Source organism: Streptomyces roseifaciens (genome assembly GCF_001445655.1).
Classification (GTDB): domain Bacteria; phylum Actinomycetota; class Actinomycetes; order Streptomycetales; family Streptomycetaceae; genus Streptomyces; species Streptomyces aureoversilis.
On the sequence record NZ_LNBE01000004.1, the window covers coordinates 1,642,828 to 1,657,674 of the forward strand.

Consider the following 14,847-nt stretch of genomic DNA (forward strand, 5'->3'; position numbering starts at 1 on the left):
GGTCAGTCCGTGCCCACCTTCGACAGCAGGTCCACGATCCGGCCCTGCACCTCCGCGCTCGTCGACCGCTCCGCCAGGAACAGCACCGTCTCCCCGGCGGCCAGCCCCGTCAGCTGCGCCGGGTCGATCCCGGCCGAGGTGTAGACGACCAGCGGCGTGCGCTCGAGCAGGCCGTTGCCGCGCAGCCAGTCGACGATGCCCGCGCGGCGGCGGCGCACCTGCATCAGGTCCATCACCACCAGGTTCGGGCGCATCTGCGTCGCCAGCGTCACCGCCTCGGCGTCCGTCGCCGCACGGCCCACCTGCATGCCGCGCCGCTCCAGCGTCTCCGTCAGGGCGTTCGCGATCGGCTCGTGCTCCTCGATCAGCAGCACGCGCGGCGGGTGCATCTCGCTGTCGCGCGGCGCCAGCGCCTTCAGCAGCACCGCCGGGTCCGCCCCGTAGGCCGCCTCCCGCGTCGCCTGCCCCAGCCCGGCCGTCACCAGGACCGGGACCCCGGCCGCGCCGGCCGCCTCGCGCAGCGACTGCAGCGCCGTGCGCGTGATCGGCCCCGTCAGCGGGTCCACGAACAGCGCCGCCGGGTACGCCGACGTCTGCGCGTCGACCTCCTCGCGCGAGTGCACGAGCACCGGCCGGTAGCCGCGCTCGGTCAGCGCCGCCTCCGTGGACGGGTCCGGAGCGGGCCACACGAGGAGCCGGCGCGGGTTGTCCAGCGGCTCGGGGGGCAGCTCGTCGTCCATCGGCGGGCGCGGTGCGTTCACGACTTCCACCGCACCGTTGGGGCCGTCGAGGGGCTCGGGCCCCTCCGAACCCTCGTCCGGAGCTCCTATGGCGAAGGCACGCCCTGACGGGGCGTCGAGCAGGGGCTGGCGCGGCGCCGGCTGCGCCGGGGCCTGCGGCCGGCCCTGAGGCGGCGCCTGCGGCTCGCGCTCGCGCTCGCCCTCGGCCGGGTTGCCGAGCCGACGGCGGCGGCCCGAACCGCCCGGCGCCGGCTCCTGGCCGGGCTGCTGGGCGAACGGCGGGGCCTGGCCCAGGGCGCGCACGCTGATCGGGCGCCCCGAGGTGTCCGTGCCCGACGACGCGGCGGCTCCGGCCGCGCCGGGCTCCTCCGCCAGGGCCCGGCGGGCGCGGCGGCGGCCCGTCGGGGCGGGGGCGGCCGCGGCCGGCTGCTCCGCACCGGCGGCGGGGCCGCCCGAGCGGGACGGGTCGGTCTCGCGCACACCCGTGGAGCCGTACGACGCGGGGGCGCCTTCCGGCGCGGGCCCGCCGGCGAACGGCGCTGCGCCGACGCCGCCCGGAGCGGGTCGGCCGTGCCCGCCGTGAGCGGCCTCGGCGGCCGGGCTCCCGCCCGGGCCGGGGAAGGGCGCGGGTGCGCCACCGGCCTCCGCGGACGCGGGACGGTTCGGCGCGGGGGAGGACGGTGCGGGGGAGGACGGTGCGCCGCCTCGCCCGGGGCCGTCCGCACCGGCAGGCGCGGGCGCGTTCGGTCCGGGGAACGGCGCGGGAGTGTTGCCCGTACCGGCGGGCGCGGGCCCGCTCCGGCCGGGGAACGGCGCCGGAGCGCCGCTGCGGCCGGGCTGGGCACTGTCCGCGCCGGGGAAGGGCGCGGGTGCGCTTCCCGCTTCCGCGGGGGCGGGGCTGTTCGACCCGAGGAAGGCGGACGTGCCGCCCTGTCCGGGGTTGTCGGCGCCGGGGAACGGCGCGGGGGCGGCCGGGCCGTTCGGTCCCAGGAAGGCGGACGTGCCGCCGCCCCCTTCCGCAGGGGTACGGCCGCCCGGTCCGGGGAACGGCGCCGGAGCGGTCCCCGTGCCGGCGGGTGCGGGCCCGGCCTGGCCGGGGAACGGCGCCGGGGCGCCTCCCTTGCCCGCGGGCGCGGGGCCGTTCGGGGCGAGGAAGGCGGAGGTGCCGCCGCCCTGTGCGGGGCTGTCCGTGCCGCCGGGGGCGGGGAACGGTGCCTGGGGTGCCCTCGCGTCGGCGGGGGAGGGGCCGTTCACCCCCAGGAAGGCGGACGTGCCGCCCTGTCCGGGGCTGTCCGCGCCGCCCGGGGTGGGGAACGGTCCCTGCGGTGTCCTCGCGTCGGCGGGTGCGGGTCCGGCCTGGCCGGGGAAGGGTGCCGGGGCGCCTCCCCTGTCCGTGGGCGTGGGGCCGTTCGTCCCCAGGAAGGCGGACGTGCCGCCCCGCCCCGCCTGGGCGTCCGGGCCGGCCTGGCCCGGGAAGCGGCCCACGGGGTTCGCCTCGGCGTGTCCGGCGCCGCTCCGGTCGCGGCCCGCAGGGCCCCCGTCGTCGGCGGGCTTGCGAGGGGCTCCCGGCAGGCCGCCGGGTTCGCGGGAGCGGTCGGCGTCGGCAGGGGGAAGGGCGAAGGGCGCGCGCGGGACGGAGGGTTCCGCGGCGGTCTGGCCCGGGATCGGGCGCTCGGGGGACTCCGCGAGGGCCCGGCGCGCCCGGCGCCCGGTGGGGGCGGCCGCGGCGGCGGACTCGGGCGAACGCCGTGCGTGGCGCCTCGGCCTGCTGCGGCTGCTCCCTGCGCGCGCGCCGGCCCGTCGGCCCGGCCGGCGAGCCCTGCGGCGGCACGAGGCCGCTCGCGTCGCCGTCACCGGCCGGCTTCGGCTCCGCTCCCGGCGCCGGGCCGGGGCCGGATCCGCCGCCCTGGCCCGTACCGGAGGCGTCGTCGGGCCCGCCGCGCCCGTGCCGGGCGGCCCGGCCCGCGGACGTGCCGTCGCCCTCGTCGGCCGCCGGCGGCACCGGCGGCTCCTCGTCGGTGCGCGGCTTGGCGCGCCGCCGCCCGGTGGGCGGGGTGTCGTCGTTCTGCGCGGGCGGTGGTGCCAGTGCAGCGCCGTCGCCCGTGGTGTCGCCGTCGGCGCCGCGGCGTGCCCGCCGCCCGCTGCCCGGCGCGGCGGAGGCGTCGTCGGCGGCGGAGGAGGCGGGTGCTTCCGCCGTGCCGCGCGCCCGCTGGGACGGCACCGGCATGACGGTGGTGGCGTTCATCGTGTCCGTGGCGGAGCGCCGCTCCGTGGCGGCGGGGCTGACGGGCCCGCCCTTCGCGGAGACGGGCACCTCCAGGACGTACGCGCTGCCGCCCGACGCGCCCGGCACGTCGTGGGTCTGCAGCACGCCGCCGTGCGCCCGCACGATGCCGCGCACGAGGGGCCCGTGGACGGGGTCGCCCCCCGCGTAGGGGCCGCGCACCTCGATCCGTACGACCTCGCCGCGCTGTGCCGCCGCGACGACGATCGTGGAGTCGCCGGTCGGCGCGCCGCCCGCGGGCGCGTTGCCCGTGGCGTCGACGCCCGCGACGTCCGCGATCAGGTGCGCCAGGGCCTGGGCGAACCGCTCGGGGTCGACCTCGGCCTCGATGGCGGGTGCGTGCACCGCGAACTGCGCCCGCCCGGGGCCGATCAGCTCGACCGCGCCGTCGACGCCCGCGGCCACGACCTCGTCGAGCTGGACGGTCTCCCGCTCCAGCTTGGCCTCGCCGGAGTCCAGCTGCTGATAAGCGAGGACATTGTCGACAAGAGTGGTCATCCGGGCGTACCCGGCGGAAAGGTGGTGCAGGATCTGGTTGGCCTCGGGCCACAGCTGGCCGGCCGGGTCGGCGGCCAGGGTGCCGAGCTCGGCGCGCAGTTGCTCCAGCGGGCCGCGCAGGGACTCCTGCAGGACGGCCTGCAGCTGCGCGTGGCGCGCGGTGAGCGCGTCGTACGCCCGGCGGTCGGTGAAGGTCATCACCGCGCCGACCAGCTGGTCGCCGTCGCGCACGGGCGCCGTGGTGAGGTCGACGGGGACCGCCCGGCCGTCCTTGGCCCACAGCGCCTGCCCGCGCACCCGGTGCTTGCGCCCCGAGCGCAGCGTGTCGGCGATCGGGGACTCCTCGTACGGGAACGGCGTGCCGTCCGGCCGGGAGTGGTGGATCAGCGGGTGGAGCTCCCGGCCGCCGAGGTCGCTGGCGCGGTAGCCGAGGATCTGCGCGGCGGAGGGGTTGACCAGCACGACCTTGCCGGCGGTGTCGACGCCGACGACGCCCTCCGCGGCGGCGCGCAGGATCATCTCGGTCTGCCGCTGCTGCCGGGCGAGTTCGGCCTCGGTGTCGAGCGTGCCGGTCAGGTCCCGGACGACGAGCATGAGGAGCTCGTCGCCCGTGTAGGGCTGGTGGTCGGCGTACGGGGTGCGGCCGTCCTCCAGGTTCGCGCTCGTCACCTCGACGGGGAACTCCGAGCCGTCCGTGCGCCGGGCGATCATGCGCGTCGGCTTGGTGCGGCCGTCGTCGCTGTCGGGCAGGCGCATGGAGCCGGGGATGCGGCGCGAGTCGAAGTCGGGCAGCAGGGAGAGCAGCCCGCGCCCGACGAGCCCCGTGCCGGGAACCTCGAAGGTTTCGAGAGCTATGTGGTTGGCGTTGACGACCGTGCCGTTGCAATTGACGAGCAACAGGGCGTCGGGGAGGGCGTCGAGTATGGCTGCGAGGCGAGCAGCGCCTCGGGATGGCCTGCTGCTCACGACGACGCTTCCTCCCTGGTTACCGCACCTTGCCGACCTCGCCGGGCGGGCGGTCCGCCGCGCCGTGGCGTGTCACTGGAGCGCAGTCTACGGGCTGCCGGGGCGGGCGCGGCGGCGGACGAGGCGTGCGGCGAGGCGCGCCGGACGGGCGCCGTGGGGCGTCCTGCCGCAGGCCCGACATGTCTTACGTGTCAGTCCTTGTGGTGGACGTGGGGGGTACCCGCGGGCGCGCCGAGCAGGCTGGAGAAGCGGTCCCAGCGGTCGATCTCGCACCCGTTCTTCCGCGTGAACTCGGCCTTCACGGGGCGGCCGGCCCATTTGCCGGTGACCGTGGCGCGCTGCGGTCCGCCGTAGATCATCGTGCACACCGAGTCCTTGGGGACGGGGGCGAACGGGTCCTTGCCCCAGGTCGTCTGGCCGTCGATCTGGCCGCACGCCTCTCTGACGCGCGGGTGCGTGCCCCCGGCCGGGTGGCAGTACAGCTCGTAGGTCCGGACGCCCTTGAGGCCGGTGGCGAACTTCCCGGTTTCGCTGACGGTCACCGTGAGGTGGTCGTTGCTCTCGGGGTTGGCGGGGGGCATGGGGAGCCCGGCGGCCGAGGCGGACGGCAGGGTGAGCAGGGCCGCCGGAGCGAGCGCGGCGGCGGCGAGGGCGAGGCGACGGAGCAGCATGCGGGACTCCAGGGTCCAGGGGGCAGGCGAGGCGGAACGGGGGGCGTGCAGAGCCCGGCCGATCCCTTCACCCGTCTAACGCGCCGGGCGGCAACGCGTTGCGCTCCGGAAAACGTCTTTGCCCCGCCCGGTGAAAGCCCGGTACCGTAGGGGTGCGATTGGTGAGCGGCCGCCAGGTTGTGCCATCATCTGCATCGCACCACTCGCGCATGCGTGGGTGGGCTGGAGGCGTCGCCTAGTCCGGTCTATGGCGCCGCACTGCTAATGCGGTTTGGGACTTAAATCCCATCGAGGGTTCAAATCCCTCCGCCTCCGCAGTCACCGGAAGCCCCGGTCGTCCTTGAGACGGCCGGGGCTTTCGCGTTGCCGGGCGATGCCGCCGGACGGCGAGGTCAGGCGATGCCGTGCAGGTGATGCCGTCGGGCGACGCGGTCGGGCGACGCGGTCGGGTGATCTTGTCCGCAAGGGGCTCGCCGGAGCCGTTCCGGAGCTGCTCCAGAGGGCGTTTTCGCAGGCCGGAGCGGGTGCGGGGAATGGATTTCGCGTGGCGGCGGAGTTCATGTAATGTTGTCCACGCAACGCCGACCGGCAAGAAAACGCCGGGAAGCCGAGCGCTCGTAGCTTAACGGATAGAGCACTTGACTACGGATCAAGAGGTTGCAGGTTCGAATCCTGCCGAGCGCACTGACGGGAGTATTTCTCCCGTTCGTCGCGGGGTGGAGCAGCTCGGTAGCTCGCTGGGCTCATAACCCAGAGGTCGCAGGTTCAAATCCTGTCCCCGCTACTAAGACCGCAGGCCCGGTACCTCAGGTACCGGGCCTGCGGCGTATCCGGAATCTTCCGTCCCGTTCGGGCGCGCGATTCTCAGGAGAATCACAGAGAGCCGAAAGACGCCTCTCACGCACCGCTCGCACCCTCGTCCCATGACGGCCGACCCCTCGCTCACCCCAGCCCCCGCCGCCCCCGCCCCCCTCCTGCGGGACGACGGCGGGCCCATCAGGGTTCTCGTCGTGGACGACGAGGCCTCCCTGGCCGAGCTGCTCCGGCTCGCCCTGCGCTACGAGGGCTGGGACGTGCGCACCGCGGCCGGCGGCGCCGAGGCCGTGCGCGTCGCGCGGGACTTCCGGCCGGACGCCGTCGTCCTCGACGTGATGCTGCCCGACATGGACGGGCTGACCGTGCTGGGGCGGCTGCGCCGCGAACGCGCAGAGGTGCCGGTGCTCTTCCTCACTGCCAAGGACGCCGTCGAGGACCGCATCGCCGGCCTCACCGCAGGCGGCGACGACTACGTCACCAAGCCCTTCAGCCTGGAGGAGGTCGTCGCCCGGCTGCGCGGGCTGCTGCGCCGGGCCCGCGCCGTCGCGCCGCGCCCCGGCTCCGTCCTCACCGTGGGCGACCTGGTCCTGGACGAGGACAGCCACGAGGTCTCCCGCGGCGGCACGGACATCCACCTCACCGCCACCGAGTTCGAGCTGCTGCGCTTCCTCATGCGCAATCCGCGGCGCGTGCTGAGCAAGCCGCAGATCCTCGACCGGGTCTGGTCGTACGACTTCGGCGGCCAGGCCAACGTCGTGGAGCTCTACATCTCCTACCTGCGGCGGAAGATCGACGCCGGGCGCCCGCCGATGATCCACACGCGGCGCGGCGCCGGCTACCTCATCAAGCCGGCCACACCGGCGTGAGCCGCCTGCGGGGCCTCGCCGCGCGGCGGCTCCCGGGCCGCGCGCGCCCCGCCCGCCCGTTCCCCGCGCGCCCGCGGCCGCTGCGCACGCGCCTCGTGCTGTCCACCGTCGTGCTGGTCGCCGTCGTCTGCGCGGTGATCGGCACGGTCACGGCCATCGTGCTGCGCAGCTACCTGTACGGGCAGCTCGACACGCAGCTCGGCGACGTGGCGCGGCGGGCCGCCGCGCCCCACCCGCCGGAGGTCCAGGCCCGCCGGGGCGGACCGCTGAGCTTCGTGCAGGGCGGCGGCCAGCCCATCGGCACCGTCGGTGCGCTCACCGCGCCCGACGGCAGGGTCGCCGACTCGGCCGTCAGCACGCCCGCCCGCACCACGCCGGGCGGCGAGCCCGTGCGCGAACCGCTGACCTCCGCCCAGAGCGAGGCCCTCGCGGGGCTTCCCCGCGACGGCAGGCCGCACGACGTCGTACTGGCCGGGCGCGGACAGTACCGCGCCCAGTCCGTCACCGCCCCCGACGGCACGACGTACCTCGTCGGCATCCCCGCCTCCGGCGTTCAGGAGACCCTCAACACCCTTGTCGTGGTGGAGGTGTGCGTGACCGCGGCGGGGCTCGTCGCCGCCGGGATCGCCGCCGCGGCCACCGTGCGGATCGCATTGGGGCCGCTGCGGCGGGTCGCCGCGACGGCCACGCGCGTCTCCGAACTCCCCCTGCACCGGGGGGAAGTGGCCCTGCACGAGCGCGTGCCCGAGGCGGAGGCCGATCCGCGGACCGAGGTCGGTCAGGTCGGTGCGGCGCTCAACCGTATGCTGGGACACGTGGGTTCGGCGCTGACGGCGCGCCAGGAGAGCGAGACGAGGGTCCGGCAGTTCGTCGCCGACGCGAGTCACGAGCTGCGGACGCCGCTCGCCTCCATCCGCGGCTACGCCGAACTCACCCGCCGGGCCGGGCCCGGCGGGGGCGCCGGGGAAGGCCGTGAGGAGATCGGACCGGTCACCCGGCACGCGCTCGGCCGCATCGAGTCCGAGGCGCACCGGATGACCGGGCTCGTCGAGGACCTGCTGCTCCTCGCCCGCCTGGACGCCGGCCGCCCGCAGGCGCTCGCGGACCTCGACCTCTCTCCGCTCGTGGTCGACGCCGTGAGCGACGCGCGGGCGGCCGGGCCGGGCCACGCGTGGCGCCTCGACCTGCCGGCCGAGCCGGTGGCGGTACGGGGTGACGCGGCCCGCCTCCACCAGGTCCTCGTCAACCTGCTGGCCAATGCGCGCACGCACACGCCGGCGGGGACGACGGTGACCGCTCGCGTACGGGTCGCCTCCGGCGGCGGGCTCGTGGAGGTCGAGGTGGAGGACGACGGGCCGGGCATCCCGGCGGAGTTGCTGCCGTACGTCTTCGAGCGGTTCGCGCGGGGGGACGCGTCGCGGACGCGGACCGGTGCGGGGGGTTCGGGACTGGGGCTTGCGATCGTGCGGGCGGTCGTCGCGGCGCACGGGGGACGGGTGGGGGTGGCGAGCGTGCCCGGGCGGACCGTTTTCACGGTGGAACTGCCGGTCCGGCACCGCCGGGTTCCACCGACGGGGCTGAGCGCCGTCGCGGCGGGGGATTAGCCCCCGGTCCCGCCCCTTCCCGAAACCGGGGGCAAGCCCCCGGGCCCCCGGGAGGCATGGGTCGCCCTCGATTCACAGGTCCGCCACAGGGTGCCCACACGCTCGCGACAGGCGCCCCCGGCACGGTCGGCTCATGACTGCCGACAGCCCGCCTCTTCCCGCCCGCGCGCCCCTCCCGGTGCGCGGTCACGGCACCGTGCTCGATGTCGTGATCCCCGTCCACAACGAGGAGGACGACCTGGAGGCGTGCGTGCGCCGGCTGCACGCGCACCTCACGGCCACCTTTCCGTACGGGTTCCGGATCACCGTCGCGGACAACGCGAGCACCGACCGCACGCCCGAGGTCTCCGCCGCCCTGGACGAAGCCTTCGACGAGGTGACCGCCGTCCGGCTGGAGGAGAAGGGGCGGGGGCGGGCGCTGCACACCGTCTGGTCGCTGTCCGAGGCGCCCGTGCTCGCCTACATGGACGTCGACCTGTCCACCGGCCTCAACGCCGTACTGCCGCTCGTCGCCCCGCTGATCTCCGGCCACTCCGACCTGGCCATAGGGACCCGGCTCGCGGGTGGTTCGCGCGTGGTGCGCGGGCCCAGGAGGGAGTTCATCTCCCGCGCCTACAACGTCCTGTTGCGGACGGGGCTCGCGGCGCGGTTCTCCGATGCGCAGTGCGGGTTCAAGGCGGTCCGCAAGGACGTGGCCGAGCGGCTGCTGCCGCTCGTCGAGGACACGGGGTGGTTCTTCGACACCGAGCTGCTGGTGCTGGCCGAGCGGGCGGGCCTGCGGATCCACGAGGTGCCGGTGGACTGGGTCGACGACCCGGACAGCTCCGTGCGGATCGTCCGCACGGCGGCCGACGACCTGCGCGGCGTGTGGCGCGTGGGGCGCGCCCTCGCCACGGGGGCGCTGCCGCTGGACCGGCTGCGCCGCCCCTTCGGCGACGATCCGCGCGACCGGGCGGTGCCGGGCGTGCCACGGGGGCTGGCTCGGCAGCTGCTGGGCTTCTGCGTGGTGGGCGTCCTCAGTACGGGCTTCTACCTGGCGCTGTACTCGCTGCTGCGCACGGCCACCGGCCCGCAGACGGCGAACGCGGTCGCGCTGCTGCTGTCGGCCCTCGCCAACACCGCGGCCAACCGCCGGCTGACCTTCGGGGTGCGCGGGCGCGACCGTGCGGTGCGCCACCAGGCGCAGGGCCTGGTGGTCTTCGCCATCGGCCTGGTCCTGACCAGCGGTTCGCTCGCCGCGCTGCACGCGGCGGGCGGCTCCCCGGCCCACGGGCCTTCTCACGGCCCTTCCCACGGAGCCGAACTCGCCGTGCTCGTCACGGCCAACCTCGCGGCGACGGTGCTGCGGTTCCTGCTGCTGCGGGCTTGGGTGTTCCCGGCGGCTTCTGCGACAAGGAACGATCGATGACCACGATGACGAAGGCCGCGAAGCTGCGGTTGGCCGCCCTGCTCGCCGTCACCGGTGCGCTCTACCTCTGGGACCTCGGCGCGTCCGGCTACGCCAACCAGTTCTACGCCGCGGCCGCGCAGGCGGGCGGCGCGAGCTGGAAGGCGTTCTTCTTCGGCGCGTCCGACGCCGCCGGGGCGATCACCGTCGACAAGCCGCCGGCCGCGCTCTGGCCGATGGGCCTGTCCGTACGGCTCTTCGGGCTCGGCCCGTGGGCGATCCTCGTGCCCGAGGCGCTGATGGGCGTGGCCGCGGTGGGGGTGCTGTACGCCTCCGTGCGGCGGTACTTCGGGGAGGCGGCAGGGCTGCTGGCGGGTGCGGCGTTCGCGCTGACGCCCGTCGCCGCGCTGATGTTCCGCTTCGACAACCCCGATGCGCTGCTGTGCCTGCTGATGGTGTGCGCAGTGGCGTGCGTCCTGCGTGCGCTGGAGGCCGGGCGGACGGCGTGGCTGCTCCTGGCGGGGCTCTGCTTCGGCCTCGGTTTCCTCACCAAGACGCTGCAGGCGTGGCTGATCCTGCCGCCGCTCGCCCTGCTGTACGCGGTGTGCGCGCCGGTGCGGCCGCTGCGGCGGGCGGGGCAGCTGCTGCTCGCGGGGCTGGTGACCGTCGTCTCCGGCGGCTGGTGGGTCGCCGTGGTCGAGCTGTGGCCCGCGGGCTCGCGCCCGTACATCGGCGGCTCGCAGCACAACAGCTTCCTCGAACTCACCTTCGGCTACAACGGACTCGGCCGTCTCAACGGCAACGAGACCGGGAGCGTGGGCGGAGGCGGCGGGCCCGGCGGCGGGCGCTGGGGCGAGACCGGCATGCTGCGGCTGTTCGGGACGGACATGGGAGGCCAGATCGCCTGGCTGCTGCCCGCGGCGTTCGCGCTGCTGGTGGCCGGGATGCTGCTGACCCGGCGCGCCGGGAGGACGGACATCCGCCGGGCGGCGCTCCTGGCGTGGGGCGGGGCGCTGCTGATGACCTTCGCGGTCTTCAGCTTCATGTCCGGGATCTTCCACCAGTACTACAACGTCGCCCTGGCGCCGTACGTGGCGGCGCTCACCGGCGCGGGAGCCGTACTGCTGTGGCAGCGCCGGGCGTTCGCTCCGCTGGCCGCGGTGGTGGCGGGGACGGCCGCCTGGGCGTACGTCCTCCTCGGCCGTACTCCGCAGTGGCTGCCGTGGCTGAAGTGGGCCGTGCTGCTGGGCGGTGTCGCGGCGGGGTGTGCGCTGCTGCTCGTACGGCGGGGGCGGGGGAGCGGGCGGGAGGGTGCGCCGGCGCGCGGGGCCGTGGCGGTGGCCGTGGCCCTGTCCACCGGCAGTGCGCTGGCGGCGCCGCTCGCGTACACGCTGAATACCGTGCGCACGCCGCACGGCGGGTCGATCGTGACGGCCGGGCCGGCGGTGGAGGGCGCGGGGCGGTTCGGCGGCGGCGGAGGCGGAGGCGTGCGGGCGGCCGGGCGGGGCGGCGAACGGTTCGCCGGGCCGGGGGGTGCGCTGCCCGGTCCGGGCGGTCAGGCGCCGCGAGGGGGCCGCGGGCCCGGGGCGTTCGGCGGCTCCGGCGGCCCTAGTGGTTCCGGTGGTCCCGGTGGGACCGAGGGTGGCGGTCGGCCCGGCGGCGGAGGCATGGGCGGTCTGCTCGGCGGTCAGCGCGTGGGGGACGCCGCGGCCGCCGCGGTGAAGAAGGACGCCGCCTCGTACACCTGGGCGGCCGCCGCCGTCGGCTCGCAGAACGCGGCCGCCTACCAGCTCGCCACGCAGGTGCCGGTGATGGCCGTCGGCGGGTTCAACGGGAGCGATCCGGCGCCGACGCTGCGGCAGTTCGAGGCGTACGTGGCGGCAGGGAAGGTGCACTACTTCATCGCCTCCGGCGGCGCGGAACGGCGGGGCGGGCCCGGCGGCGGCGCGCGGGGGAGCTCCGTCTCCGCGGAGATCACGGCCTGGGTGGAGGCGCGCTTCACCAAGGTCACGGTGGGCGGGGCGACGCTCTACGACCTGACGAGGCCGGTGCGGAAATAAAGCCTTGTACGGCGTAGAGGAGCTCTTGTACGGTGTACATCGCAAGCCCGTCATACGCTGTACAAGGGGGATCGCGCATGTCAGCGCCGACCACGGAATCACCGAGCTCCACCGCCTCGCCGCGGCCGGAGCGCAACCCCACCCGGTGGGTGGTGCTCGCCGTGATCTGCCTCGCCCAGCTCACGGTCCTGCTCGACAACACCGTCCTCACGGTCGCCATTCCCTCCCTCACGGAGGAGATGGGCGCCGCGACGTCCGACATCCAGTGGATGATCAACGCCTATTCGCTGGTCCAGGCCGGACTGCTGCTCACCGCGGGCAGCGCCGCCGACCGCTACGGACGCAAGAAGCTGCTCGCCGCCGGGCTCGCCCTCTTCGGCATCGGCTCGCTCGCGGCGGGCCTGTCGGAGACCACCGGGCAGCTGATCGCCGCCCGCGCCGGCATGGGCGTCGGCGGAGCGCTGCTCATGACGACCACGCTCGCCGTGATCGTCCAGGTCTTCGACGACGAGGAGCGCACCAAGGCGATCGGGCTGTGGGGCGCGGTCAGCTCGCTCGGCTTCGCCGCCGGGCCGCTGATCGGCGGGGCGCTCCTCAACCACTTCTGGTGGGGCTCGATCTTCCTGATCAACCTGCCGGTGGCGGTGCTCGGACTGCTGGCCGTCCTCAAGTGGGTGCCGGAGTCCAAGAATCCGGCCGGTGAGCGGCCCGACCTGCTCGGTGCGCTGCTCTCCACGATCGGCATGACCGGCGTCACCTTCGCGATCATCTCCGGGCCCGGGCACGGGTGGACGTCCGCGCGGGTGCTCGTCCCGGGCGCCGTGGGCGTCGTGGTGCTGGCGGCGTTCGCGGTGTGGGAGCAGCGGGCTCCGTACCCGATGCTCGACATGCAGTTCTTCCGCAACCGGCGGTTCGTGGGCGCGGTCTCCGGCTCCATCCTCGTCGCCTTCGGCATGGGCGGATCCTTCTTCCTGCTCACGCAGCACCTGCAGCTCGTGCTCGGCTACGACCCGCTGCAGACCGGTCTGCGGATGTCGCCGCTGGCGCTGGTCATCATCGTCCTCAACCTGACGGGCGTCGGGGCGCGCCTCCTGCCGAAGATCGGCACGCCCGTCTCGATCGCGGGCGGCATGGGGCTGCTGGCGGCGGGGCTCGCGGCGATCGCGGTCCTCGGTGCGGACGGGTACGGCGGGATGTTCCTCGGGCTCGTGCTGATGGGCACCGGCATCGCGCTGGCCATGCCGGCCATGGCCACGGCGATCATGTCCGCGATCCCGCCGGAGAAGGCGGGCGTCGGCGCCGGGCTCAACGGCACGCTGCAGGAGTGCGGCAACGGGCTCGGCGTGGCCGTCCTCGGCGCGGTCCTGAACTCGCGCTTCGCGGCGCTGGTCCCTGCGGTGGCCGCGGGAGCGGGGTCGCTCCCGGCGGCGCTGTCCGAGGCCCGCACGGACGGGGACCGCGCGGCGATCGCCGACGCGTTCGCCACCGGGGTGCACACCAGTCAGCTGGTGGGCGCGGCGGCGGTCCTGGCGGGCGGCCTGACCGCAGCGCTCCTGCTGCGCAGGGCGGAACGCTCGGAGCCGTCGCAGTAACGGTTCCCTCGCCCCTGTCTTCCGCCGCGGCGGTGTTCAGCCGTCGCGGCGGGCTTCGGCGGTGCCGTTCCGGCCTGAGGCGGGTCCGGCACCGCCGGGTGGGTGGTGTGGGGTTGCTCGCCGTTGCGGCGGGGGTGATGGGCCGGGCCCATCGGATCCCACGGCCCCTGGATCCGCCGCGGCGGGGGATGGGCATGGCCCATCGGGCCCCTCGGGCGGGGCGCGGGTTGTAGGGGACCGGGCCCTACGACCCGCCGCGGCGGTGCTCAGCCGCCATGGTGGGTTTCGGCGGTGCCGTTCGGGCCTGAGGTGGGTTCGGCACCGCCGGATGGGTGGGGTGGGATTGCTCGCCGTTGCGGCGGGATTGAGGGGTCGGGTGGCCCATCGGGCCCCGGGTAGGCAGGCGTCGCACGGGCTCGGAGGGCCCCGGAGGGGCTGGGGCAGGGCCTAGCATTTGGTGCGGATGGGAAATGAGAGGGAGGCGCAGGATGGCGGGCGGCGGTAAGGGCGCGGCGAGCGGGCCGCGGGCCAGTGTGTGGCTGGCCGGGAAGCCCGACCCCGCCCCACGGCGCGGGGACGACCAGGGCGCGGGCCTCGACCGGCGGCGCATCGTCGCCGCCACGATCCGCCTGCTCGACGCCGATGGCCTGGAGAAGTTCTCCATGCGGCGCCTCGCCGCCGAGCTGGGCGTGACCGCGATGTCGGTCTACTGGTACGTCGACAACAAGGACGACCTCCTCGAGTACGCCCTCGACGAGACCTGGGCCGAGGTGACCCTCCCGGACCTGTCCGACGACGGCGCCGACTGGCGCGACCAGCTCCGCAGCGTGGCCGAGGCCTACCGCAGCTGCCTCGCCGCCCACCCGTGGGTCTCCCACCTGGTGGGCCGGTACCTCAACCTCGGGCCCCGCTCCATGGCGTTCTCGAACGCCACCATCGCCGTGATGAGCCGCAGCGGCATCCCCCGGGAGCGCGTCACCGGCGCGCTCGCCGCCCTCTTCCAGTTCGTCTACGGCTTCTGCACGATCGAGGGCCTGTACAAGGAGCGCTGCCGGGCGGCCGGCACCACCGAGGACGAGTACTTCCAGGACGTCATGAACGTGGTCTCCGCGACCCCCGAGTGGGCGGAGAGCTACCAGGAGGCCGCCGAGGTCACCGAGACCTGGGGGAAGGCGGGGTCCGTCGCGGAGATGCGGCAGCGCGACTTCGCGTACGCCCTCGACACGGTGATCGCCGGCATCGAGGTCATGCGGGACCGCGGCTCCGACGCCTGAACGGCCCGGGTCGACTGACGGCCCGGGCGACTGAACGGCCCGGGTCGACTGAACGGCTCCGACGACTGAAGGCCCCGGCCGGTGGCGCG

General features: G+C 75.4%; 7 protein-coding genes, 3 tRNA genes and 1 pseudogene. 9 read left to right on the forward strand and 2 right to left on the reverse strand.

What is annotated here, in order from left to right; all coding sequences use genetic code 11:
- Positions 1-2: 2 nt before the first annotated feature.
- Positions 3-4,488: pseudogene (locus tag AS857_RS42550) on the reverse strand (response regulator).
- Between the two features lie 191 nt (positions 4,489-4,679).
- A complete protein-coding gene (locus AS857_RS24530) occupies positions 4,680-5,159 on the reverse strand; it encodes an SSI family serine proteinase inhibitor (protein WP_058045422.1) in 480 nt (159 codons plus the stop codon).
- A gap of 224 nt (positions 5,160-5,383) precedes the next feature.
- Here AS857_RS24530 and AS857_RS24535 point away from each other — a divergent pair.
- The 9 genes from AS857_RS24535 to AS857_RS24575 all read left to right on the forward strand — a co-directional run bounded on the left by AS857_RS24535 (position 5,384) and on the right by AS857_RS24575 (position 14,758).
- Positions 5,384-5,474: transfer RNA gene (locus AS857_RS24535), tRNA-Ser, on the forward strand.
- 296 nt (positions 5,475-5,770) lie between these two features.
- Positions 5,771-5,843 (forward strand) — tRNA-Arg (locus AS857_RS24540).
- Between the two features lie 26 nt (positions 5,844-5,869).
- Positions 5,870-5,943 (forward strand) — tRNA-Met (locus AS857_RS24545).
- A 139-nt stretch (positions 5,944-6,082) separates the two neighbouring features.
- On the forward strand, positions 6,083-6,841 hold the full coding sequence (locus tag AS857_RS24550; RefSeq protein WP_058045423.1) for a response regulator transcription factor: 759 nt from the start codon (positions 6,083-6,085) through the stop codon (positions 6,839-6,841).
- Between the two features lie 80 nt (positions 6,842-6,921).
- Entirely contained in the window at positions 6,922-8,445 is a 1,524-nt protein-coding gene (locus AS857_RS24555) for a sensor histidine kinase (RefSeq protein ID WP_058047023.1), read from the forward strand.
- A gap of 133 nt (positions 8,446-8,578) precedes the next feature.
- Positions 8,579-9,853, forward strand: coding sequence for a bifunctional glycosyltransferase family 2/GtrA family protein (locus AS857_RS24560; protein ID WP_058045424.1), 1,275 nt, complete (start codon positions 8,579-8,581; stop codon positions 9,851-9,853).
- Positions 9,850-11,892, forward strand: coding sequence for a mannosyltransferase YkcB-related protein (locus tag AS857_RS24565; protein ID WP_079110594.1), 2,043 nt, complete (start codon positions 9,850-9,852; stop codon positions 11,890-11,892). The genes AS857_RS24560 and AS857_RS24565 overlap by 4 nt, the downstream gene beginning before the upstream one ends.
- Positions 11,893-11,969: 77 nt before the next feature.
- Positions 11,970-13,484 carry an MFS transporter gene (locus tag AS857_RS24570; RefSeq protein WP_058045425.1) on the forward strand — a complete coding sequence of 505 codons (1,515 nt, stop codon included), beginning with the start codon at positions 11,970-11,972 and terminating at the stop codon, positions 13,482-13,484.
- A 488-nt stretch (positions 13,485-13,972) separates the two neighbouring features.
- Positions 13,973-14,758 (forward strand): TetR/AcrR family transcriptional regulator, encoded by a 786-nt coding sequence (locus AS857_RS24575; RefSeq protein WP_058045426.1) that lies wholly within the window; start codon positions 13,973-13,975, stop codon positions 14,756-14,758.
- Positions 14,759-14,847: the final 89 nt, after the last annotated feature.

Excerpts from the sequence above, each read along its gene's own strand:
- AS857_RS24530 (WP_058045422.1), bottom strand. The coding sequence starts at position 5,159 with ATGCTGCTCCGTCGCCTCGCCCTCGCCGCCGCCGCGCTCGCTCCGGCG.
- AS857_RS24550 (WP_058045423.1), top strand. The coding sequence starts at position 6,083 with ATGACGGCCGACCCCTCGCTCACCCCAGCCCCCGCCGCCCCCGCCCCC.
- AS857_RS24560 (WP_058045424.1), top strand. The coding sequence starts at position 8,579 with ATGACTGCCGACAGCCCGCCTCTTCCCGCCCGCGCGCCCCTCCCGGTG.
- AS857_RS24565 (WP_079110594.1), top strand. The coding sequence starts at position 9,850 with ATGACCACGATGACGAAGGCCGCGAAGCTGCGGTTGGCCGCCCTGCTC.
- AS857_RS24570 (WP_058045425.1), top strand. The coding sequence starts at position 11,970 with ATGTCAGCGCCGACCACGGAATCACCGAGCTCCACCGCCTCGCCGCGG.
- AS857_RS24575 (WP_058045426.1), top strand. The coding sequence starts at position 13,973 with ATGGCGGGCGGCGGTAAGGGCGCGGCGAGCGGGCCGCGGGCCAGTGTG.